24 protein-coding genes are annotated in these 22,332 nt (G+C 60.4%); 13 read left to right on the top strand and 11 right to left on the bottom strand.

The window, feature by feature from the left end:
• Positions 1–3: 3 nt before the first annotated feature.
• From soxY to ACQK2G_RS03215, 3 genes are all read right to left on the bottom strand, one after another.
• Entirely contained in the window at positions 4–456 is a 453-nt protein-coding gene (gene soxY, locus ACQK2G_RS03225) for a thiosulfate oxidation carrier protein SoxY (protein ID WP_425403581.1), read from the bottom strand.
• A 12-nt stretch (positions 457–468) separates the two neighbouring features.
• Positions 469–927, bottom strand: a complete 459-nt coding sequence (soxX, locus tag ACQK2G_RS03220; RefSeq protein ID WP_425403580.1) for a sulfur oxidation c-type cytochrome SoxX — start codon at positions 925–927, stop codon at positions 469–471.
• 203 nt (positions 928–1,130) lie between these two features.
• On the bottom strand, positions 1,131–1,853 hold the full coding sequence (locus tag ACQK2G_RS03215; RefSeq protein WP_425403579.1) for a cytochrome c biogenesis CcdA family protein: 723 nt from the start codon (positions 1,851–1,853) through the stop codon (positions 1,131–1,133).
• Between the two features lie 106 nt (positions 1,854–1,959).
• On the opposite strand from ACQK2G_RS03215, the gene ACQK2G_RS03210 reads away from it, so the two are divergent.
• The 8 genes from ACQK2G_RS03210 to ACQK2G_RS03175 all read left to right on the top strand — a co-directional run bounded on the left by ACQK2G_RS03210 (position 1,960) and on the right by ACQK2G_RS03175 (position 8,787).
• Entirely contained in the window at positions 1,960–2,364 is a 405-nt protein-coding gene (locus ACQK2G_RS03210) for a hypothetical protein (RefSeq protein ID WP_425403578.1), read from the top strand.
• A 43-nt stretch (positions 2,365–2,407) separates the two neighbouring features.
• Positions 2,408–2,914 carry a GlcG/HbpS family heme-binding protein gene (locus tag ACQK2G_RS03205; protein ID WP_425403577.1) on the top strand — a complete coding sequence of 169 codons (507 nt, stop codon included), beginning with the start codon at positions 2,408–2,410 and terminating at the stop codon, positions 2,912–2,914.
• Positions 2,915–3,006: 92 nt separating this feature from the next.
• Entirely contained in the window at positions 3,007–3,357 is a 351-nt protein-coding gene (locus tag ACQK2G_RS03200) for an ArsR/SmtB family transcription factor (RefSeq protein WP_425403576.1), read from the top strand.
• 9 nt (positions 3,358–3,366) lie between these two features.
• Positions 3,367–4,449, top strand: coding sequence for a YeeE/YedE family protein (locus tag ACQK2G_RS03195; RefSeq protein ID WP_425403575.1), 1,083 nt, complete (start codon positions 3,367–3,369; stop codon positions 4,447–4,449).
• A 111-nt stretch (positions 4,450–4,560) separates the two neighbouring features.
• A complete protein-coding gene (locus tag ACQK2G_RS03190; protein WP_425403574.1) occupies positions 4,561–4,938 on the top strand; it encodes a c-type cytochrome in 378 nt (125 codons plus the stop codon).
• A gap of 19 nt (positions 4,939–4,957) precedes the next feature.
• The gene (locus ACQK2G_RS03185) at positions 4,958–6,232 is read left to right on the top strand and encodes an FCSD flavin-binding domain-containing protein (RefSeq protein WP_425403573.1); all 1,275 of its coding nucleotides are present in this window, start codon (positions 4,958–4,960) and stop codon (positions 6,230–6,232) included.
• 68 nt (positions 6,233–6,300) lie between these two features.
• Positions 6,301–7,266: an MBL fold metallo-hydrolase gene (locus tag ACQK2G_RS03180; RefSeq protein WP_425403572.1), complete on the top strand. Its 966-nt coding sequence runs from the start codon at positions 6,301–6,303 to the stop codon at positions 7,264–7,266.
• Positions 7,267–7,308: 42 nt separating this feature from the next.
• Positions 7,309–8,787, top strand: a complete 1,479-nt coding sequence (locus ACQK2G_RS03175) for a fused MFS/spermidine synthase (protein WP_425403571.1) — start codon at positions 7,309–7,311, stop codon at positions 8,785–8,787.
• Positions 8,788–8,809: 22 nt separating this feature from the next.
• On the opposite strand, the gene ACQK2G_RS03170 is transcribed toward ACQK2G_RS03175, so the two are convergent.
• From ACQK2G_RS03170 to ACQK2G_RS03160, 3 genes are all read right to left on the bottom strand, one after another.
• Complete coding sequence (locus tag ACQK2G_RS03170; RefSeq protein ID WP_425403570.1) at positions 8,810–9,235, bottom strand: DUF6691 family protein; 426 nt, start codon at positions 9,233–9,235, stop codon at positions 8,810–8,812.
• 4 nt (positions 9,236–9,239) lie between these two features.
• A complete protein-coding gene (locus tag ACQK2G_RS03165; RefSeq protein ID WP_425403569.1) occupies positions 9,240–9,668 on the bottom strand; it encodes a YeeE/YedE family protein in 429 nt (142 codons plus the stop codon).
• Positions 9,669–9,760: 92 nt separating this feature from the next.
• Positions 9,761–10,393: a thioredoxin family protein gene (locus ACQK2G_RS03160; RefSeq protein ID WP_425403568.1), complete on the bottom strand. Its 633-nt coding sequence runs from the start codon at positions 10,391–10,393 to the stop codon at positions 9,761–9,763.
• Between the two features lie 239 nt (positions 10,394–10,632).
• On the opposite strand from ACQK2G_RS03160, the gene ACQK2G_RS03155 reads away from it, so the two are divergent.
• The 3 genes from ACQK2G_RS03155 to ACQK2G_RS03145 all read left to right on the top strand — a co-directional run bounded on the left by ACQK2G_RS03155 (position 10,633) and on the right by ACQK2G_RS03145 (position 15,205).
• Positions 10,633–11,382 (top strand): hypothetical protein, encoded by a 750-nt coding sequence (locus tag ACQK2G_RS03155; protein ID WP_425403567.1) that lies wholly within the window; start codon positions 10,633–10,635, stop codon positions 11,380–11,382.
• 113 nt (positions 11,383–11,495) lie between these two features.
• Positions 11,496–14,732 (top strand): intermembrane phospholipid transport protein YdbH family protein, encoded by a 3,237-nt coding sequence (locus ACQK2G_RS03150; RefSeq protein WP_425403566.1) that lies wholly within the window; start codon positions 11,496–11,498, stop codon positions 14,730–14,732.
• 23 nt (positions 14,733–14,755) lie between these two features.
• Positions 14,756–15,205 carry a YnbE family lipoprotein gene (locus ACQK2G_RS03145; RefSeq protein ID WP_425403565.1) on the top strand — a complete coding sequence of 150 codons (450 nt, stop codon included), beginning with the start codon at positions 14,756–14,758 and terminating at the stop codon, positions 15,203–15,205.
• A gap of 43 nt (positions 15,206–15,248) precedes the next feature.
• Here the strand turns inward: ACQK2G_RS03145 and ACQK2G_RS03140 are convergent, their stop codons facing one another.
• The 4 genes from ACQK2G_RS03140 to ACQK2G_RS03125 are packed head-to-tail and all read right to left on the bottom strand — an operon-like array spanning position 15,249 to position 18,962.
• Positions 15,249–15,824 (bottom strand): hypothetical protein, encoded by a 576-nt coding sequence (locus ACQK2G_RS03140; protein ID WP_425403564.1) that lies wholly within the window; start codon positions 15,822–15,824, stop codon positions 15,249–15,251.
• Positions 15,821–16,504, bottom strand: a complete 684-nt coding sequence (locus ACQK2G_RS03135; protein ID WP_425403563.1) for an OmpA family protein — start codon at positions 16,502–16,504, stop codon at positions 15,821–15,823. Before ACQK2G_RS03135 ends, ACQK2G_RS03140 begins: the two co-directional genes overlap by 4 nt.
• 16 nt (positions 16,505–16,520) lie before the next feature.
• Positions 16,521–18,251, bottom strand: coding sequence for a C1 family peptidase (locus ACQK2G_RS03130; RefSeq protein ID WP_425403562.1), 1,731 nt, complete (start codon positions 18,249–18,251; stop codon positions 16,521–16,523).
• A gap of 24 nt (positions 18,252–18,275) precedes the next feature.
• Entirely contained in the window at positions 18,276–18,962 is a 687-nt protein-coding gene (locus tag ACQK2G_RS03125; protein ID WP_425403561.1) for a hypothetical protein, read from the bottom strand.
• 267 nt (positions 18,963–19,229) lie between these two features.
• Here ACQK2G_RS03125 and ACQK2G_RS03120 point away from each other — a divergent pair, with 267 nt between their 5' ends.
• Positions 19,230–19,958, top strand: coding sequence for a Crp/Fnr family transcriptional regulator (locus ACQK2G_RS03120; protein WP_425403560.1), 729 nt, complete (start codon positions 19,230–19,232; stop codon positions 19,956–19,958).
• Here ACQK2G_RS03120 and ACQK2G_RS03115 read toward each other — a convergent pair.
• Positions 19,909–20,442, bottom strand: coding sequence for a hypothetical protein (locus ACQK2G_RS03115; protein ID WP_425403559.1), 534 nt, complete (start codon positions 20,440–20,442; stop codon positions 19,909–19,911). The two genes, ACQK2G_RS03120 and ACQK2G_RS03115, sit on opposite strands and share 50 nt — an antisense overlap.
• Before the next feature lie 467 nt (positions 20,443–20,909).
• On the opposite strand from ACQK2G_RS03115, the gene ccoN reads away from it, so the two are divergent.
• On the top strand, positions 20,910–22,322 hold the full coding sequence (ccoN, locus tag ACQK2G_RS03110) for a cytochrome-c oxidase, cbb3-type subunit I (RefSeq protein ID WP_425407606.1): 1,413 nt from the start codon (positions 20,910–20,912) through the stop codon (positions 22,320–22,322).
• Positions 22,323–22,332 lie beyond the last annotated feature (10 nt).

Here is a 22,332-nt window from a genome sequence, read left to right as displayed (position 1 = left end):
CGATTAACCGCCGCAGCCGCCGATGGTAACCTTGACCAGATTGTCGGTGCGCATGAACGACCCGTCATTCATCTTGGCGACCGCGATAACGTTCTGGGTCTTGGCCAGACGCATCCGGGTCGACGCTTCCTGCGTACCGCTCAACGGCGAAAAGTGGAACGTGGCCACGCCCGGTTCCGGGTTGCCGTCGGCCAGGATCAGAACACTTTCCGCATAGCGGTCGGCGGAAGCCTCGCCATCGACACGCACCGTCAGCGGCACCGTGTTTCCGTTTTCCGCGATTTCCGGCATTTCAAGGCTCAAGCCGCCTTCCTTCGCGGTGGCGCCGCCAAGGAATTCGGCAACACGCTTTTCCGCCTTTTCGGCGCCCAGGGCGATCGTGGGCATGCCCGCAAGCGCCGCAGCCGCGGCGCCCGTCGCAACGATCAAAAATTCCCGCTTGCTAAGGACAGTCATTCTTTCCTCCAATTACTCTTCATTGAGCGTCATCAGGAATGCGACGACGTCCTCAACATCCTGGGCAGACAGGATTGTCTTTCCCTCGAATTTTTTCAGCACACGGTTGAGACCTTCCGTCGTGTGAAAGCCCGGCATCATCGTGCCTTCGAAGACTTTCCGTGCATCGACGACAATCATCCGAAGCTCCGCCTCGCTCCAACGCGTCGCCGCTCCGTCCAGCGGCGGGGCAACCTCGCCATGATACGGCTGGTCGCTCAGCGCCGTGATCTTGTGGCACGCCAAGCAGTTGCCGAGTTTTCGGTTGATGACGACCTCACGGCCGCGTTCCGCACTCCCGCCATCGGCAGTCAATGCCTTGGGAATGCCGCCATCCACGATTTCGATGTTAGAAGGCCCTGCTGCGAATGCCGCGCCTGCGGCCAGCACCGCGCCGACAAGGGCGCCGGACCAGATACCCGGTTTGATCATTTCTTTTTCCTCCACTGCACCCGCCTTTACATGGCGAGGTACCTTTTCCGGGGGTCATTGTCGCACGGCGGTCTCTACCGGCGCGCCCCCTTCACTGCATAAAGTACCCTAAGACGTTAGTCTTATCAATGGACATATATGAATTTTTCTATCTGTTGGTTTTTAGGAAGCGATCCATACCGGTGACAGGATGAGGAAACCCGTCAGCCGATCCGCCCCAGAAAGGGGAAGAGTTCCAGCAGCCAGAAGCCCACATCGTCGATCCCGCCACTAACGAACAATAGCCCGGTCGCGATCAGAAACGCTCCGGAGACGCGCTCTATGACCTTCATGTTTTTACGCAATCCGGACGCCACGGTCAGGAAACGGGATGCAAAGGACGCCGCCAGGATGAACGGAATGCCGATTCCCATGGCGTAGGATCCCAACAGGATGATGCCGCGGGAAACCGATTCTTCACCGCCGGCCATAAACAGAATCGCGGCCAGGATAGGCCCTACGCACGGTGTCCACCCAAAGGCAAAGGCAAGGCCGAGGAAAAAGGCGCCCAGGAGTCCGCCACGGTTTTCCATGTTGAACCGGGCTTCCCGATACAAAAACGGAATCTTCAACCAGCCGAGGAAATGGAGACCGAAAAGGATGATCAAAACGCCGGCGATCTTCGTCAGAATACCGGCGCTCTCTGTCACCAATTGCCCGAAGGACGTGGCGATGGCACCAAGGGAAACGAATACGACGGCGAATCCCATGACGAAGGCGACCGAAGAAATCACCACCCGTCGCTGGACCGATGGCTCGGCCGCGCTCAACTCGTCATGGGTTATCCCCGCGACATAGCACAGATATGGCGGCACCAGCGGCAGCACGCAGGGTGAAACGAATGACAACAGACCGCCTATAAACGCGCCAAAAACCGTAACATCCATTGTCGTTCCCCCCGGTGCGAAGCGGCCGCATCGTCTTGATACGCGAGCAGACCGCCCTGGAATTTACGCATGTACATATAGCATTGTCTGAATATAATACAGCGCGATGTTGAGAATCTCGAGATCATTTCTGTGGGCCATCCGGCTTGCCGTTCTGGGTATCGCCGTTTCGGCGGCCCTCTCGCCGTCGGCTTGCCTGGCAGCCGATATCCGGCTGGTGATGTTCGAAAGGCCGCTTTGCGAATGGTGCGAGGCCTGGGACGAAGAGGTCGGCGACGCCTATTCCAAGACAGAAGAAGGTAAATTCGCCCCACTGCGGCGCATCCAGATACACGACCCACCGCCCGAAGATCTCGCCCATATCCGTTGGCCACGCTTCACACCGACTTTCGTGATGACGGTCGACGGCGAGGAAGTGGGCCGCATTCGCGGATATCCCGGAGAGGACTTCTTCTGGGGCTTGCTGGGCGAACTTATCGAAAAGGCCAAGGCGCATAAAAAGGGCACCTGAAACGCGTGCTGACACAAACAAATCAAACGGGGTGGAGAACACGATGAAACGAGTGATCGGATTGCTGACCTTCCTGACGATGGCTTTCCCAATCGGCGCGGTTGCGCAGGACGACGGCGGCGCTTTGATGTCGTATCAGATGATGAAACCGGAAACCGCGCTCACCCTTGCGCAGGCGACTTTGGACGATTGCCGCGCACGCGGCTATCAGGTCAGCGTGACGGTCGTCGACCGGTACGGTTTGCCGCAAGTTGTTCTGCGTGATCGATTCGCCGGAACCCACACTTTGGAGACGTCCCGCCGCAAGGCATGGACCGCCGCAAGTTTCCGCATCGACACATTGGAATTCTCGAAACTAACTCAGGCGGGCGAGGATCTCTCGGGTATCCGGCATGTTTCGGATGTCATGGCGGTCGGCGGCGGTATTCCGGTCCAAGCCGCTGGCACCCTCGTTGGCGCGGTCGGCGTTTCAGGCGCACCGGGCGGTGACCTGGACCACGCCTGCGCGCAAGTCGGTATCGACGCGATTGCCGTGGATCTTGAGTTTTAGGGATCGGTGGGGCAGTTTTCCTCACCGCGACGCCATACGAGTTTAGCTCGTTTTCGACGGGCTTGTATTTTGGGGAACGGAAAGGATTCGTGATGCCACTCCCATCTGAAGCAGAGGTGCTGGAGTTCAAGGACGACATGGTCGACAAGGCGCGGCACGCGGCGAACGTCCTGAAAGCGCTCGGCCACGAACACCGCCTTTTGGTCATGTGCCTGCTCGCCGATGGCGAAAAGGCCGTCACGGAACTGGAACGTCTGCTTTCCCTGAAACAGCCTGCGGTTTCCCAACTGCTGACCCGGCTTCGTGCCGATGATCTGGTTTCCACCCGCCGGGAAGGCAAGGCGATCTATTACTCAATCGCCGATCCCGCGGTCCGGGAAATCATACAAACCCTCTACAGGCTCTATTGCGAGCCATCAGGCCTCTGCCGCGAGAATTCATAGAGGGGCGAAATGATTGAAGACCTGCCCATCCAAAGCGTTATCGCTTCTCTAGGGGCAGTTATCGGTCTTATCTTCGGCTATATCGGACGCATTACACGTTTCTGCACTTTGAGTGCCGTTGAGACGGCGGTCTATGGTGACCATTGGGTACAAATGCGAATGTGGGTGTTCGCAATAGCCGTCGCCATTCTGGGCACATGCCTATTGGCCCATTACCAACTGATCGACCTTTCCGATACTGTCCACTTGCTGCCGCGCTTTGCGATCGCCGGTCCGGTGCTGGGCGGATTGATTTTCGGCTTAGGCATGGCAGCCGTCGGTACCTGCGGCTTTGGATCCGCTCTACGCGCTGGAAGCGGGGACCTTCGCGGGTTGATGACCGTCGGTATCATAGCGATCGTCGGTTACACGACGATCCGGGGTGTCCTGTCGGTCCCGCGACTATCGTATATCGAACCTCTTTCCCTCCCCCTTCCGGGTGACGCAACCGCGACTGTGCACGGTCTACTGGGCCTTGCCTTCGATATCGAGCCGGCCGAAATTGCTCTGCCTGTATCGCTCGTCTGCGCGGCCACGCTTGCGATCTGGTGCCTCAAGGATTCCGAATTCCGCACCAATCCACGCGCGCTTTGCGGTTCGACCATCGTCGGTCTGTTGGTGGTAGCGGGATGGTATACGACCGGTTTCATCGGCGCGGACGATTTCGAACCCCAACCGACAGAGTCCTTGAGTTTCGTCGCGGCCGCCTCCTCAACCTTGATCTTTTTCATGACCTTCACCGGCGCGACGATTTCCTTCGGGGTCGGGATGTTGATGGGGGTTTTCGCGGGGAGTTTCCTGGCCGCCTATCAGAAGAACGAGATCCGGCTTGAAGGTTTTGACGAACCGCGTGAGATGCGCCGCCACATCGCCGGCGCGGTACTGATGGGCTTTGGCGGTGTTTTGTCCATGGGCTGCTCCATCGGTCAGGGTTTGACCGGTGTGTCGACCCTGGCGGTGCCGTCCTTCCTTGCCTTGATTTCGATGTGGATCGGCGCCGCGCTGGGCCTGCACGTTCTGATTCACGGCTGGACCTTCTCCACCCGCGCGTAGACCGGCCGGCTCGACGGCTGCAACGATACCATACATATTTTTATATCGACGTATGAATATGTGTGATATTGTTTTGCTACGAATAGAAGAACAATGAAGTCGGAACCAGGGATGGAAACCCAATTTGTGTCGCGCGGGTCGGCACATCGCGATCATGTCCGGCATTACTCTTTCGCGGATTGGTCGCTGCACATCGTCTTGCTGTCGCTCATGGCTTTCGCGTTGCTGCCGATCAGCAACCCCGGTTTCGGCGCAGACTTGGAATATGGCGCCTATCTGGCATCGGAATGTACGACCTGCCATCGCGTGGACGGCGAAGTGGAAGGCATTCCGGCGATCGTCGGCTGGGACGAGCACCATTTCATCGATGCGCTGAAAGCCTACCTGGGCACTGAACGCGACAATCCCACAATGAGAACCATCGTCAAACGGCTGACCGATGAGGATATGGAGGCACTTGCCGCCTATTTCCGATCCTTGGCCGACTAATACCTACTGGGAGGAAAAAATGACGAAACTCATGAACAGGCGAAAAGTCCTGAAAACCGCTGGGGCGGGTGCCGCGGCGGCCGCGCTGCCCATAGGTATCGCACGGGCGGCCAATCCCAAGGTCGTTGTTGTCGGTGGTGGTCCGGGCGGGGCGACGGCGGCGCATTACATTGCCAAGGATTCCAAAGGCGCGATCGACGTCATGCTTGTCGAACCGGCCAAGGCCTATACCACCTGCTTCTTCAGCAATTGGTATATCGGCGGTTTCCGGAACTTCGAGTCCATCACCCATTCCTACAACCGGTTGGCGGATCTCGGAATCAAGATCGTCCATCAGATGGCAACGGGCATCGACCCCGACGCGAAGTCAGTGACCCTCTCGGACGGGGTGAAGCTGCCCTACGACCGGCTGATCCTGGCCCCCGGCATCGACTTCAAGTTTGATGAGATCGACGGTTATGGTCCCGACTCGGTTGAGGCTATGCCGCATGCTTACAAAGCCGGCCCGCAGACCGTCCTGCTGCACGATCAACTGCACGCAATGAAAGACGGCGGCCTGTTCGTCATGGTCGCGCCGCCCAACCCTTATCGCTGTCCGCCAGGACCCTACGAGCGGGTCTCGATGGTCGCGCATTACCTGAAGAACAACAAACCGAAATCCAAGATCCTGGTCCTGGACCCGAAGAGCAAGTTCTCCAAGATGGGATTGTTCCAGGAAGCCTGGGCCCGTTATTACGACGGCATGGTCGAATGGCTTCCGGGCGAGATGCTGTCGGGCGGCGTGAAATCCGTCCATACCGGCTCCATGACCGTCCAAACCCCGGACGAGGAATTCAAGGGCGACGTCGTGAATGTGATCCCGCCGCAGATGGCGGGCAGGATCGCACGCGAAACAGGTCTGGCGGATACATCCGGCTGGTGTCCGATCGTCCCGGCGACGATGGAATCCAAACTGGCCCCCGGCATTCACCTTGTAGGAGACAGCACCATCGCGGGCGATATGCCGAAATCGGGCTTCTCGGCCAATAGCCAGGCCAAGGCCTGCGCGATGGCTGTTCGGCATGAATTGATTGCGTCGCGGGCCTTTCCACCGCGTTTCGCGAATACCTGCTGGAGCCTCGTCGCGCCGAGCGACGCGGTGAAGGTCGGCGCCAGTTACGAAGCCACCGACGAGAAGATCGCCAAGGTCGATGGCTTCATCAGCAAGACCGGCGAGACCGGCAGTTTGCGCGCGGAAAACGCGGAAGAAGCCGTCGGTTGGTATTCCGGCATCACGACCGACATGTTTGGCTAATTCGCCGCGCCCCAAGGCCCGGGTCGCATCAGCGGCCCGGGTCTATTTTTCCTTGAATGGAGTAAAAAATGCATCCGAAACAGTGTATTCGTGCGGCGGCACTGGCCCTGTTCGCCACGCTCGCCGCCCCGGCCTTGGCCAGCCAGGACATTCCCGACATGTATCCCGGCTCGGTATTGTATTCGAAACCTGTGGAGTTCATTCCCAATGTCTGGTCCGCCATCGGCGCGACCGCACCGCCCGGCAAAGCGAATGCCGGCCACAACAACAATCTCAGTTTCATCGTGACCGGGGAAGGCGTGATCGTCATCAACGCCGGCGCCTGCGCCAAACTGGCGGAAGCCCTTCATGCCGAAATCAAGAGGATTACCGATGAACCTGTGCGGCTCGTCATCAACGAGAACGGCCAGGGCCACGCTATGCTCGGCAATTCCTATTGGGCCAAGGAGGGCGTTCCTATCCTGGCGCATACGGACGCGGCGGAGGAATTCACCGCAAACGGTCATGCCATTCTGACCCGCATGCAGGGCTATAACGAAGAACTGGCCGAAGGCACCGAAATAACCCCGCCGACTGAAACCTTCGACGACAAATACGTAATCGACATGGGGCGCTTCCATATCGAAGTCCTGCATCTCGGTCCCGCGCACAGTCCCGGCGACATATCCGTCTGGCTGCCGGAACAGGGGCTGGTCATTGCCGGGGACATGGCCTTCCACGAACGCATGCTGCCAATCTTCGCGGACACGGAAACCGGCGCCTGGATCGAAACCTGGGAGAATGAATTCGAGAAACTGAACGCGACCTATGTCATCCCCGGGCATGGGCATCCCACCAACATGGATCAGGTACGCCGCTACACGCATGACTATCTTGTCTACCTGCGCGGCAAGATCAGGGAACACCTGGACAATGGCGGCACACTGGACGACGCCTATTATGTCGATCAAAGTCCTTATAAGAACCTGGATACCTTCGATGAACTGGCGACCAAAAATGCCGGATATGTATATGTCGAAATGGAGTTCGAGTAACCGGATGCGGACAACACATGCCCTCCTGACAGGGTCCGCTCGGTGACGCGGGCCCTACTTGTTCTGACGGCATTTCTGTCGTCCGCCGCGGTCCTCGTGCTGGAGATACTCGCGGGCCGCCTTCTCGCCCCCTATATCGGCATGTCCGTCTATACCTGGACGGCCATCATCTCGACTGTGTTGGCCGGGCTGACAGTCGGCAACTGGTCCGGCGGATACCTGTCGCGCGGAGAGTTGAATGCCGACTTGCGCCGTCTCGGCACCGTCCTGTTGGCAGCCGCCCTGACAACCGTATCCATCCTGCTTCTGATCAAGCCGCTGGCGGGGGCGGTCCTGGCAAATACGGACAGCGCGATGACGGGTGTCGTGGTGATGTCCCTGGGGCTGTTCTTTCTGCCGGCCTTCTTCGGCGGTGTGGCCTCGCCGATCATTGCCGCCGCGGTCGTGGCCATGACGCCGGGCCGCGAGGGCCGGGCACTGGGCGCGATCTACGCTGCCGGATCCGCCGGTGCTATCGCCGGGTCCGCGGGTACAGGCTTCCTGCTGATACCCTATTTCGGAAGCGCCCTGTCGACGATCGCCGCGGCGCTGGTACTGGGCATCCTGGCCGCCTTGTGGCTTGCCCGCACCTGGCAGCGTATCGGCGGGGTCGCCGCCGCGCTGGTGGTCGCTGCCTTGTCCTTCGCAGCGGACAAGCATTGGCAGAGCGTCTGCGACGCTGAATCGCCGACCTTCTGCATCCGCATCATCGGATTCGACGGCCCCAATGTCGCCAGCAGCAGTATCCGCGGCATGGTACTGGACCATCTCGTCCACGGCGTGAATGTCGAAGGCGAGCCGTCAGCCGTGCTCAGCCCCTATGTCGCCCAGATCGACATCGCTGCGCGGATCCTGAAGCCGGAGGGCGGCGCCACCTTCTTCGTCGGCGGCGGCGCCTATACGTTGCCTCGGGCCTGGACCGGCCGTGGGCGAATTGTGGTCGCTGAGATCGACCCTACCGTGACAGAGGTCGCGCAGGACTATTTCTGGGTTGATACGGCTGATATGGAAATCCTGCACCAGGATGCCCGCCTCGCCCTGTCACGCATGCCGGACGCCGGTTTCGACATCGTCGTCGGCGACGCCTTCAAGGACGTCGCCGCCCCCTTCCATCTGGTGACACGGGAGTTCGCTGAGCTGGTATCGCGGAAACTGACGCCCCAAGGAATCTATTTCCTGAACCTCGTCGACCGGATGCCCGAACCGAAAGCGCTGCAGGCCGTGCTTGCGACGCTTTCCGGCGTCTTCCCATCCGTCGTCGCCTGGCGCGACGATCGACCGAGCGCGGGGCCGAACCGCCATACCTTCGTTATCGCGGCGGCGAACCATTCGACCGCCCTGTTCGGCGCCGACCGGGCGGCGATCGAAGGCTGGACGCCTCACACTGTCGAAGTCCAGGTGCTGGACGCGAAATTGATCCTGACCGACGATCACGCGCCGCTGGAACATCTGCTGGGATTGCTGTCCGACACCGTTCAGTGAGCAGCCAGCCAGTCGTATCGGCTTAACGGCGATGTGTCGCCATCATCAACAGCAGATGCAGCACCATGCCGCCGATCATCGCAGCCAGGAAGATCAACACCGGTGTTCCGCCCAGGGTCGCCGCAGACAAGGCGGGTCCCGGACAGAACCCGACCAGTCCCCATCCGGCGCCAAACAGCGACGCCCCGGCCAGTAGACGGAAGTCCGGCCCGAAACGGGGCGATTCCGGGAAAGCCCCGCCGGCAAAGGGATAACCCTGCCGCCTGGACCAGATCCAGGCGATCGCCATCGGCGCCAGCGCGCCGCCCATGACGAAGGCGAGAGTGGGATCCCAGCTGCCGCCGGTGATATCGAGGAAGGCGAGAACCCGGTCCGGATTGATCATGTTCGAAAGAACGAGGCCCAGACCGAACAGCAAACCGCTGATCAGGGAAATGATGATCCGCATGGCCTTATCCCAACCGCGTCTTGAGAAGGGCGACGACCAGGGCCGCAACCACCATGAAAGCGCCTGTCGCGATCAACGACCGGATGGACAGACGCGACAGCCCGCATACGCCGTGGCCGCTGGTACAGCCATTGCCGAGGCGCGTCCCGAACCCGACGAGCAACCCGCCGACGATCAGGTATGGAAGGGAGTCGGTCACCTCGATAACGGGCGCTTCCGCAACCTGGGCATAGATCAGCGGGCACAGGACAAGCCCGGCGACAAAGGCCAGGTTCTCCATAAAACGACCGCTCTTGTTGCCCATGAGCATGTCGCCGGTAATGCCGCTGATACCGGCGATCCGGCCCAGCCCCAACAGAAACAGGGCGCTGGCGGAACCGATGAACAGCCCGCCCACGAGCCCCATCGTCCAGTCCGTGAAATCGATATACATGACGTCCTCGTATAATTGAAAATTGCCCCCGGCCACCGGATGCCGGGGGAACCGCTATCCGCGTCGCTTTTCTTGGCGCCGAACCGCGACCGTTACCACGCTGCCGGGTCGAGCCCCTGGGCATCCATCTCTGCCACCCGCTCGGCCAGATAGCGTTGGAAGGTGCTGTCCACGAATTTTTCCTCATGCACGAATTTGAACATCTGCATGAAGGTGAAGGGCCGGAAATAACCCGGCAGACGGGCTGCTTCCGCGTCGCGCCCCGACTTGCCTTCCACCGCCGCCGCATCTATCGGGAAGAAGACGATCGTCGGCGTGAAATTCACCAGCCATTTCCGGGCGAGTTCCCGTTCCTCGAGTTCCTCTCCGTCGAAATCCGTCACCATCCTGCTGCCGTGCAGGTTCAATTGCAGCATGTCGAAATTGGCCGGGATATATTCCCTTACCTTAGGATGCGCGAAATTGATCTCATGCGTATCGCGGCAATAGGGGCAGCCCCTCTGCTCGATGATAACCGCGAAGTGCCGTCCCTCGGCCGCCGCCGTCGCGTGATCCTCCGTCAGATCCAGAAAACTGTCGACGAACCAATCCTGGACGTGAAGCCCGTCCTCGGAGAGTTCGGCAGCCGCTGCATTACGCCCCGCGATGCCCGCCAACGGGACTGCCGCAGGGATTACCACAGCCGCCCCGCCGGCCATGTTCAGGAACTGACGCCGAGAATACATGGATCCACCCCTATGCTGTGTTTATATACATATGCATATTACTATGTGTTATGGAATATGGCTAGTCTTCCGCGCGGCACAAGACCTGTCGCGACCATTCCTTCAAGCCGCATCCGCGCCCGCACCCGCCGTGCCGGGGCAATTCCGTATTCCGATTTGCTGAGGTAGTATATTCTGCACCTGCTTCATACACGGAACGAAGCGGACCGATAACAATGGGTGAGGACGGCCGGATCGCAATGGCACGAAGACCGATAATAGCTTCATTTCTCGCGTCGATGCTCTGCCTCACTGCGACCGTCGGCACGGCGACGGCAAGCGCCCTCGTCGTTCTTGACGTCCAAGGGGAGAGCGATCTGCGCCGGGGGGACGTGTTGGAGGCTGAGGCGGGTCTTTTCCTCTCCGCGGACAGCCGCGTGACGCTGGTCAACGAGGCCGGTGAGAAGATCGAGGTCGTCGGCCCGTTTCAAGGCACGGTCGATCCGCCCGCCGGGGCCGGAGAGCCCAAACTGGTCGAAACGATGGCGGCGCTGTTCCAGTCAAACCGGGTTCCCGACGCCGTGCGAACTTATCGCACCTTCGGGAATTCGACCCCCGGCCCATGGGCCTATGTTCCGGCGGAAGGCGGCAATTACTGTTTCGACGATCCCGACAATCTCAGTCTGTGGCGGCAGGCCAACGACCGGGACGACAAGGTCCTGTTTCAGTCGCCGGGCGGTGAAGCGGCGGTCAAATGGCAGCGCGGTCAGGCCGTATTGGATTGGCCGGTGGACCTGCCCAGGGACAACGGTCAATCCTATGACTTGGCCATCAATGGCGGTCCCACGGTGGGGCTGACCTTGCTGCGCGTCCCGATCACCATGCCGACGCGCATGCATGCCGCGGCCTGGATGTCCGAAAACGGATGCCCCAACCAGGCATTACTGCTCGCATTGACGGCGGATGTCGACCGCCTGCTGGAAGGGCTGGGAAAGGCCGGTAAGTTCTGACCGGCCCCGCGCAACCGCCAAGGCCCCGACGCAGGATCCTGTTGCGATCCTTCCTGGCAGTGGTCCTTTTTCTTGCCGCATGCGGCGGATACCTCGCGTGGCAGGGGCCCGGGGTGATCGTCGATCTGGCAAAGACCATCCTGCGTGAAAACGGCCTTCCCGAAATCGATTTCGAAATCAGCCATGTCTCTCTGGAGACCGTTACCCTGGAAGGAATCCGGATCGGGCAAGCCGGCGCCTTGAAAATCCCACGCATTTCGGCCGTGTTCACCTGGCGTGAACTGATCGACGGCGAGGTCGGCAAGATCGCGGTCGACGATCTGGAATTGACCGTCGTGAAACACGACGGCGGTCTGTCCTTTGGCGAATTGGATCCCTTTGTTTATGGCGGCACCGAAGACGCCGACAGCGAAACAGCGATCGGTTCTTTCAACTGGCCGTTCCGGGAACTCACCCTGGGCAATGCGCGGATCACCCTGGTCGAAGGCGATGCCGCCATCGTTTCCCTGTCTATTGACGGCACCGTGCAACGCGGGACGTCCGGCGGACTGGAGATCGGACCCGCGCATATTTCAGCGACGAGCCCGGAGATCAGCCTCGCCGCGGGCATTGCCGCATCGGTGTCCCGAGACGGAAATCTGACCGCCGGCATGAAGCTCGAGCACGGTATCGCGACGATCCAGGGATATGAAATCAAGGCGGAGGATGGCGGTCTCTCCATTGAAACACCGCTCGACGACCTCTCCAGGCTGGAGGCCCTGGCCACGCTGCAAGTCTCCGAGGTCGCCCTCCCGTTCGGCCTCCTGACAAAGGGAAGCCTGGCTCTCGGAATTGGGGAAAACCAGCTGAATGCCACCCTGCGGGCGGAAGACACGGTGCATGGATTGACGGCCGGCGTCGATGTCGCGGCCTCCCTGGCCGACCCGCTCGCCGTGCAACCGATCAAGATCGAGGTATCGCTATCGGCCTTAGACGCTGAACTCTTTCCACCGGGATTGCTGCCTTTGGCGCTGACGCATGGCGCGGCCAGCCTGCGGGTATCGTTGGAGGACACGATCGGAAACCTTCAAGCCCTGGCCGACGTCGATGGACTGCTGTCACTCGCCGCTGCCGTCCCGGACCTGCAGATCGAGTTAAAGGGGAGCGGATTGGAATCCCTCGCCCTGCCCGGCCGAGCCGATATCGACGCGCGGTTTTTGACGGGGCGCGGCGATAGCGGTGCGATCACGCTGCACGCACCCGCGGGCATTCGCGCGGCGCTGATCCCTTCTAACGATAACGACTGGCTGGCAATGCTGGGGCCCCTGCGCCAGTCCGATCTGGTGTCGCCCTTGCAGATCACAATCCAGCCCAGGGAAAACCAGCCTTTGCTACAATTCAGCCCGGGCCTGATCCTGCAAAAAGCCAGCTTCGACGGTGTCATGCGGGTTGAAGGCGGGGCCTTGCCGGCACTCGACGCCGGCCTGTCGGTCTCCGGCATCGTCGATCCCCAGGCGGGCATATTCGATGCATCCGTGGATCGCCTCTCCCTATCCGTGGAACAGGCGGTGATCGACACTTATACCCTGTCCGGCATTGCCGTGGATTTTTCCGCGAAAGCGACGGAATTGGCGGCATCGGGATCGGCACGTCTGGCGTTAGGGATATCCGGCGGCGATCCCGAAACACTCTTTATTCCATCCGGAAAGGCGAATTTTCCTCTTTCCTGGCAATACTCGGACGACACCCTCAATTTGAGCCTGCGCGACTGCGCTGAAGTCCGGCTGCCAACGCTGCAAAACACCGATATCCATATCGATATGCGAACCATCCGTTTCTGCCTGCGGGACGACGGTACGGATATTCTGAAACTGACCCGGTCAAGGGAAGGAGATCAAACCTCGGCAACGGTAAACGCCCGCCTGTCGATACAGGGCCGCGACATTGTCTTAACCCGGCCCGATGGCTGGCGCGCCCGTCTCAGCGGCCGCGGCAACGAGGCCCGGGTGAATGCCCATCTGTCACCGACCGGAACGGTGGATATCAAGTCGGAAGCATCCCTTGGCGCCGTCACCCTTGCGTCCGAATTGTTGTTCCTGAGCGGCATTCGACTTTCCGCGGAAAGCAAGAATATCGAGGACGAACTGTCGCTGAACGTCGAGGCGGCAGTTACCGACATGGAGAAACCGCGCCGCTTCGCGCCGATGGATCTGACGATAAACTCGACGGCGTCGAACACGGACGCTTTGGCCGCCACTGGGGAAATCGCCGCCAGGGACACGCCGCTGAAGATCGAGTGGGAGGCGGAGCACAGGCTTTCCACGCGCAAAGGCCGCGCGACCCTGCGGATCATCCCATTCGAGTTCGGCTATGGCGTGAACCGGCTCGCCGATATTACCAGCCTGCTGGACGGGGTCGTCTCCCGGCCATCAGGACATCTGCTGGGTGCTGCATCCGCCAATTGGGCCGACGGTGCGGGATGCGCCAACGCAGATGTCCTGATCCGGCAGCCATCCGTCATCCTACCCGGAACCGGACCCATCCCGCTGCAGGGGGAAGTCTCGATGGGTCAACTGGGATTAACCGGCAAGATCTGCGCCGATGAAAACGGCATTCTGAGCCAGGCGGGCCAATTACTGCTGGACGGCATGAAATTCAACGGCGACCAGGTTTCGGCCCGCGCCGTCAACGCCAATATCGATATCGCCTCTTTCCATCCCTTTACGACGGCGGCGGAGCAAGTCCTGTCGGTCGGGGTCGTGGACATCGGCTTCCCGTTGACCGACGGCACCGCCGTTTTCGATATTACGGACACGTCGCAGTTCAGTCTGAACGCATTGGACTTCAATTGGGCCGGCGGCAAGGTCTCCGTCGCACCATTCGAGATCGCCCCGGACCGTCCATTGCAGGCGGTCGATCTATCGGTCGAGGGCGCGCAGCTGGAAAAACTGACGGAACTGATCCCCGACAAGGGCGTCGCCGGGAAAGGCATTCTGGACGGGATGCTGCCGATCCGATTCACCGATGACGGCCCCGCGGTGGATCAGGGATACCTTACGGCGCGCGGCCCCGGCGTTCTGCGATACAAACGGACCCTCGAGGAAGGCGCCGAGGCCTCCGCAGTGGACGATGTGCTGTCCAACCTGCAATATTCGGAACTGCGGATGGATATCGACGGCGGGTTGCGCGGCGGTGTCACTATCGGCCTGCATGTTGAGGGGACCAACCCGGATTACCTGGACGGCTATCCCGTGGTCCTTGACGTGAACGTGAACGGCCCATTGGGGGCGATCATGAATGACGGGTTGGCGACATATAAGGTACCGAGCCAGATTCTGGAGCGCATGCGGCGGTTCGGACAAATTCAATGAAGGCCGGACCGGATGGGGGATGGATGAAGCGACTGCTGCAAACAGGATTGGTCACGGCGGGCATGGCCGTCGGACTGGCGGCCTGCACCCCGACGGTCAAGGTCGAAGCGCCGGACAAACCCATTCACTTGAAGGTCGACATCAACATCACGCAGGAAGTGAAGGTGAAGGTCGAGCATGATGTAGATGGTCTTGCGGTCGAACCCGCGATCCCGCTCGCCAAAAGGGCGGGATGGATCGGCGAGCGTTTCGACGGTTATCTCGCCCTGGTTCGTCCCGATGCGCCCGCGGACGTCACCAATATCTTGCAAAAGGCCAATGAAGAGCGCCTGATCGAATTCACGGCCATCGCCGACCGTCACAAGGCACCTTTGAAGACCGTCGAACTGGTCGCCGGCAGGAAGTTCATTGAGCAAAGCGCGCCGGGCGAGTTCGTTCAAAACGATGACGGCGTCTGGGTCCGAAAGAACTAGCGGCCCCTCACCCGTTCCACGACTCAGCTATCTCGCCCCGTTGCTACCTTGCACGGGTAAAGACGATCCATTTCACGTCCCCCGTCGGCTTGTCGAAATACATCACGGCGTCGAAATCATCGACGGCGGAAAAAATGATCTCGTCTTTCGCCAAACCGACAAAGAACAGGATGACATCGATCAGGATGCCCAGCAGCGACCGGCTGGGCCTGCCGTCGGGCGGCAGCGGAGCCGCCTTGACCGTGCCGCCCTTGTCGCGAATGCGGGACAGCCATTTGTCGAGATCGTCGGGAATCTCGTTCAGATTCACATTGGCCGGGGTTTTCAGGAAGAGGACATTGTCGGCTGAGCGGAGAGCGGCGGACAGGCTGATATCGAATGTCAGGCTGTCCGGGTCATAAACCAGTTCTTCAATCGCCTGACCAGGGTCCGCCGGCTCTTCGACCGTCGATGCGACGGACGTCTTGTCGGGGTCGACCTTCGATGCCGGATCGACGGTCTGGGACGCCGGGCTAGGCGGCGTATCGACTTTCTGTGCGGTGTTGCAACCGACCGCCAGGCCAAACAGCACGACCGCCGACAGGAACCGCAGCCCCCAGGAGAGCGGCCTGTCCCTCAATCCTCGGCCCCCAGATTGGTGATCTGCACGCGCCTGTTTTCGCCGGCCTCCGGCTGATCGGGTTTGAGCAACTGCGTTTCTCCATACCCCTGCGCGATCAGCCGCTCCGCCTTGATCCCGTAGGATCCGACCAGAAAATCCCGGACGCTTCGGGCCCGCAATTCGGAGAGCATCATGTTGTAGCCATCACCGCCCACCGCGTCCGTATGTCCGGCGACCAGGAAGTTGAAATCCTGCAGTTCCGCCGAAGACAAGGCCTGCCCCAAGGTGGAGAGCGCCTTTCGGCCCTTCTCGGTCAATGTGTGGGAATTGAAATCGAACTCGATGCTCAGATTGACCGTCGGCGCTACGGGACCGCCCTGATCCGCACTGTCGCCGGAACCGCTCGGCATCTCTACCCGGATGCCGCGGGTCGCCGCCCCAAGACTGCGGAATACCGGCTGCGGCGCACCGTCCGCCGGCTTCAATTGCCTGATCAAGTCCTCAACGCTCGGATCCTGGGTCAGCGTCTGCGCCCGGCTGGGCGACCAGAAAACCAGTAGCGCCAGACCAACGAGAAGGATCGCGATCCACGTCTGTCCGCGCCCGAAAGCACGCCAAACGAACGGATCGACGGATCGATGGGGACCTTCCGTCCCCTGCTTCCGTCTCAAAGTGCGAACGTCCTCGATCATGTCCATCGACAACCGCCTCCTCCTAATCCGCGGGTTTGGTGGCCAGATAGGCCGCCCCCGCCGCAAAACGGCCTTTTATCGCGCCGTTTCCGATATCGAGCATTCGTTGCCGAAACCGCGTCAGATAGGCGCGTTCTTCTTCAACGATATCATATTCTGCCTCGAAAAGCGGGTCGCTGGATGCGACGACGATCACCATTTCCTTTCCGAAGGGCGGCGCCACGCGAAACCGTGGCGCTTTCGGATCCAGACCGAAATACACTTCCGTCCCCGGCAGATGCTGTTTTCCGCCTTTTTGCCAGCCGACGAGATGCACGGCGTCGCCACCCGATTGCAGATAGGTGACGTAAAGGTAAGCCGGGAAGTCCGGTGTCGTAATTCGAATGCCGAGGTAGTCGTCCTGCTCGAAAACCGCCGTCTGCGTGCGGTCCGCCGTGACCGTGGCGACGCCCAGACCCTGCGGCCGCGCGAAGGTTCGCGCGAAAGTGTTGAGCGCCTCGCATTGCGGCCAAGGCCGGACACGGACCTTCAATGCCGCCTGCTGGGTCTCGGTGTGGCTAGACAGCACGCGGCCCAGCTGCGCCAGATCTTCCTCCAACGCAACAAAGCCATTCAGGGACCGAAGAAACCCGTTCTTGATTTCCATGGAGAGATTGGCGCAGTCGAATCCGCCGGCGACGCTTGCCAGGTCGGCTTTCCATTGCCCGCTCAGCAGCGAAGGCCGCGGCGCCAGCCCCTGTACCATATTCGGCTCGATGGTCGGTTTCGTAACGATAGCCGGTTTCGCAACGACGGCCGGCTGCGGCTTCGGTTCTTTCTTGGCCAACGGCTCAGGTTCGGGTTTCTGTTCCGGTTCCTGCGGCACAGCGGCGATCTTCGCCGCGTCGAGAGCCGTTCGCGCGGCAGCCAGTTTGGCATCGGAGTAATCCGCGACCTCCGCCACGAAGGCGGAGTCGATATCGGAAAATACCGATCTGTAACTGAGCCATCCCATCCCGTTATCGGCCCAACCCGACCCCCAACTGTTGAAAGCCCGGAAGGCACGTTTGCGTTCGTCATAGCCGACCAGGACCATAGCATGGATGAAGTCGGGCGCACCGGCGACCTGCTCGTCGTAAATGCCGTCGGGTTTCAAATCGACCAGCGACTCGTCCACCAACATTCCGATCACCACAGGGTTGCCCTTCGACAATTGGCCCTTGATATCGTCCAGCCGGTCATGCTGCAGCCGTCGCCAACCGTCGATCTTGTTCTCTTGCGCCAGGGATTGCAGGCCCGGATCCGGGAGGTCGGAACAAGCGCTCTCGCGATAGGGAAAAGCCTCGAAAGGCACAGTGCCACGCTTTTCCAGGAATTTCAGGGCATCGGAGATCCGGATCGGCTCGGCACAGTCATTCCGATCGGTCTTCAATTGATTATAGACGAAACCGGGGCTCAGCCCTTGGGCTGGCCGGGACTGGGTTTCCACGTTCCGGTAAAAACTTCGCAACCCGTAGGATACCGACCAGGCCGTGCAGGAACCCTGGCTGCCCTGGTCGCCGGCCTCCGGAAACAGGTCGGACAGATCGACATGGTCCGGCAGATAGTCGCGATAAGCGGGGACCGACCGGAATCGCTCATATTGAACCGGGTCCTCCCGCAGCAGGCCGGTTCCGGGCGTGCGGTCCGCAGACTTGGCGTTGACCGGCAACAGGGCGGCGCAGGCCAATAAAAAGATCGCAAGGCGCGCTGGGAAAGATAGACGCATCAGCATGATGAGGAACTCTCCGCCTTCGTCCTATCGCCGGTAGAACAGGACGCGGTCCGCCTTGCCGGTCTGCTTGTTGTATTCGACGAGAACGCTGTAGTCCTCGGCCGGGCGCAGCATTTCTTCGGCCTCGTGCGCCTTGACGGCGGAAACGGCGATATCCAGAAGCACACCGACTATCCCGCGCGTCCGGCGTTCTTCTTCACTCTGCCTTTCCCGGGCCTGCACGGCGCCCCCGGTCTTCTTCACGCGGGAGAACCAGCGATCCAACCGCTCCGGCACGTCATTCAAGCTGAAGGCCGCGGGCACATCCACGGCGATCATCGCCTTTTCGGCCGACATCTCACGGGACAGATCCTCGTCGAAACCAGCGAAATCGAGGAAAACCAGCTCGGCTTCCGGGTTTACCAACCCCGTTTGCTGACCATCCCCCGGCTGGGCAACGGCCGTCGCGATCTGCGGGGTAGGTTGCGGGGCGGATTCAGGGGCGGGTTCCGAGACATCCTGTGTGACTTTTTCCGGGACTTCGGCCTGTTGAACCGGGTCCTGCGTCGCCGCCTGCACCTTGGTTTCCGCGACAGCCGGGGCAGGATCGGCGGTCACCGTTTGCGGAGCCGGAGGCGGTTTTTGCGAGGATGTTGATTGGCAGGATACCAGGGGAACGGCCAGCAGGATCGCCGAGAACAGGCATGCACGGGGCTTCACCGCAAATGTCATTCGCTTCTCCACATCTCCTGCCCCAGCCCACTATCCGAGTAGTGAAGCTAATCTGTTTTTTATTTCAAAGCCATAGCCAAGTTTCTGTCGACAAGGTTTTCCGCCGGCATCCGGATTGCAGCCGCAGGGTGTGCCCTACGGTACTCTCTCAGCTTCGGCGCAGCCTGGAAAAACGCGGGGCTCGACCCGCTGCGCTGTTTTGAGGCAGTGCAAAAAGGCTCATAAGCCGTTATAAATACATCGGGAGCTTGATGGGCGAATAAAAAAATGAGCGATTCTTCGGATAAGACCGACATACCGACTGTGTGTCGAAGCTGTGAGGCGCGCCATAACGGCATTTGCGGCGCGTTGAACAACAAGGAATTGAAGCAACTCAGCCAACACACGACGAAAAAGCTCGTTCAGGCGGGCACGGAACTGGTGGGCGAAACCGAAGCCGCCTCGACCTATGCCAATATCATGGGCGGCGTCGTGAAACTGAGTAAGATGATGCCGGACGGCCGGCAACAGATCGTCGGTCTGCAATTCGCGCCGGACTTTCTCGGTCGCCCCTTCCAGGAGACCTCCAGCATCACGGCGGAAGCCGCCACCAGCGTGAAACTCTGCGCGTTCCCGCGTTCGACGCTGGACGCCATGATGAAGGAAACGCCGGGGGTGGAGCAACGTCTGCTGCGCCAGACACTGAAGGAACTGGACGAAGCGCGCCAATGGATGCTGACGCTGGGCCGCAAAACGGCCTCGGAGAAGGTCGCCAGCTTTCTTTACATGATCGCTGCCCAGATTGATCCGGAGCGGAACCTTGATGACGGCGGCCCGATCACCTTCGACCTGCCGTTGACCCGCGCGGATATCGCCGATTTCCTGGGCATGACCATCGAAACCGTCAGCCGCCAATTCACCAAGCTGCGAAAAGAAGGCATCATCCAACTGGATCAGAGCCGCCACGTCACGGTTCCGGATATTCAGCGACTTCAGGACGAGACAGGCGAGTTCTGACCGGTTCAAGTAGCACCACCCGCTCGAAATCGAGATGTCGCGTCAAGCCGATGAAAAAGCCGCGCAGCATGTAGCCCATCGCCTCCGCGCTGTTGTGATCGGCGCACATTCCCCACTGCGACAGCTCTTCGGCCACCTCCTCGGCCAGAAGTTCATTCTCGAAATACTCGGCCCGAAGCCTTTCGATGATGGCATCGATATTCGCCGTTTCCGATAGAAAGCGCCGCGCCAATTCCCAGAAGTAGTCTTCCCGGTATTTATTCGCGGTATGCAGCGTGGGCAGCAAACCACGGGCAAGGCGCATGCACAGAGACGGGTCGACATCCAACGGAAGGGAATCGGCAATCGCCTCCAACTCCTTGCAGATAATCCGCTGTCTGGTCTGGTGACGTTCGACGATATTGACGATTTCATGTGCGTCCGGGGCCGGTACGACCGGGGTAAGGAAACCTTCCTCCATTTTGTTATCTTTCTCGACAGACATCCCAAATCCGTTCCCGTCCCAGCAGTCCCGTGACATTTCGCCCATCGGCATATTCGTTAATTCTCAAATGCTTTAAGATGGCGCATTGTAGGTGGGAGTTCCCGATCCTGTTTTGATCGAAATCAAAGCCGGGGCGGGTGGGAAGCTCTAGAAAGCAGCCATACTTCAGGCGGTGAATTGCCGCCGGTGACTGTTGGTCAAATGGTGAAATGGCGGTTCGGCGCGGTGTACGGCGTCGAAACGCGCCTTTTTACGAGGTCTCGGGGATAAACAACATGAAACTGACATTGCAGGTCATCGCCCTAGCGATTGCGGCAGTGATCGCCCTGATGGGTGCGGCCCAAGGCGCCGATGCGCTTTTCCGCGCCCATTCCTGGGTTCTGCTGCTGGTTCTGGTAATCACGGCATTCTTTCTTCTGTCGCGCGGGCAGTCGCGCGCGGTCGATTCGACCGGGGAAGAAGGCTATATGGACGGGCCGATCCGCTACGGCGCCATCGCCACCGTCTTCTGGGGCCTGGCCGGCTTCCTGGCCGGCGTGCTGATTGCCGCCCAGTTGGCTTATCCGGCGCTCAACCTCGAGCCCTATTTCAATTTCGGGCGGCTGCGGCCGCTGCACACATCGGCGGTTATTTTCGCCTTTGGCGGCAACGCGCTGCTGTGCACCAGTTTCTACGTCGTTCAGCGGACGTGCCGTGCGCGCCTGTTCGGCGGCGATGCGGCCTGGTTCGTCTTCTGGGGCTATCAGCTGTTCATCGTTTTGGCGGCCACCGGCTATCTGCTGGGCGTAACCCAGTCGAAGGAATATGCCGAACCGGAATGGTACGTCGATCTGTGGCTGACGGTGGTCTGGGTCGTCTATCTGATCGTCTTCCTGGGCACCATCCTGAAGCGCAAGGAACCGCATATCTATGTGGCGAACTGGTTCTACCTGGCCTTTATCGTGACCATCGCGATGCTGCATGTGGTGAACAACCTGGCTCTGCCGGTCAGCTTCTTCGGGTCGGTCAGCTACTCCGCCTTCGCCGGCGTGCAGGACGCGCTGACGCAGTGGTGGTACGGCCATAACGCGGTGGGCTTCTTCCTGACCGCCGGCTTCCTGGGCATGATGTACTACTTCATGCCGAAACAGGCCGAACGCCCGGTTTATTCCTATCGCCTGTCGATCATCCACTTCTGGGCCCTGATCTTCCTGTACATCTGGGCCGGACCGCACCATCTGCACTACACGGCGCTGCCGGATTGGGCTCAGACCCTGGGCATGGTTTTCTCCATCATGCTGTGGATGCCGTCCTGGGGTGGCATGATCAACGGCCTGATGACGCTTTCGGGCGCCTGGGACAAACTTCGCACGGATCCGATCATCCGCATGATGGTGATCGCCGTCGCCTTCTACGGCATGTCGACCTTCGAAGGGCCGATGATGTCGATCAAGGCGGTCAACTCCTTGAGCCACTACACCGACTGGACCATTGGCCACGTGCATTCCGGCGCGCTCGGCTGGGTCGGCATGATCTCCTTCGGGGCGATCTACTTCCTGGTGCCGCGTCTGTGGGGCCGTAAGCAGCTCTATTCACTGCGGCTGGTCAACTGGCATCTCTGGCTGGCGACGCTGGGCATCGTGATCTACGCCGCGGTCATGTGGGTCTCCGGGATCACCCAGGGTCTGATGTGGCGCGAATACGACGCGGAAGGCTTCCTCGTCTACTCCTTCGCCGAGTCGGTCCATGCCATGCACCCCTACTTCGTCATCCGGACGTTGGGCGGGCTGCTCTATCTGATCGGCGCGCTGGTCATGGCATACAACCTGATACAAACGATCCGCGGCCGGGTCCGGGATGAGGCGCCCCTCGTCACCGTTCACGCCGTTCCCGCGGAATAGGAGAAAGCGT

The organism is Hwanghaeella sp., assembly GCF_965227365.1.
In the GTDB taxonomy this organism is placed as follows: Bacteria; Pseudomonadota; Alphaproteobacteria; order UBA8366; family Aestuariispiraceae; genus Hwanghaeella.
The sequence above is the reverse complement of the archived record's forward strand: the minus strand, read 5'-3'. Positions and strand labels throughout refer to the sequence as shown.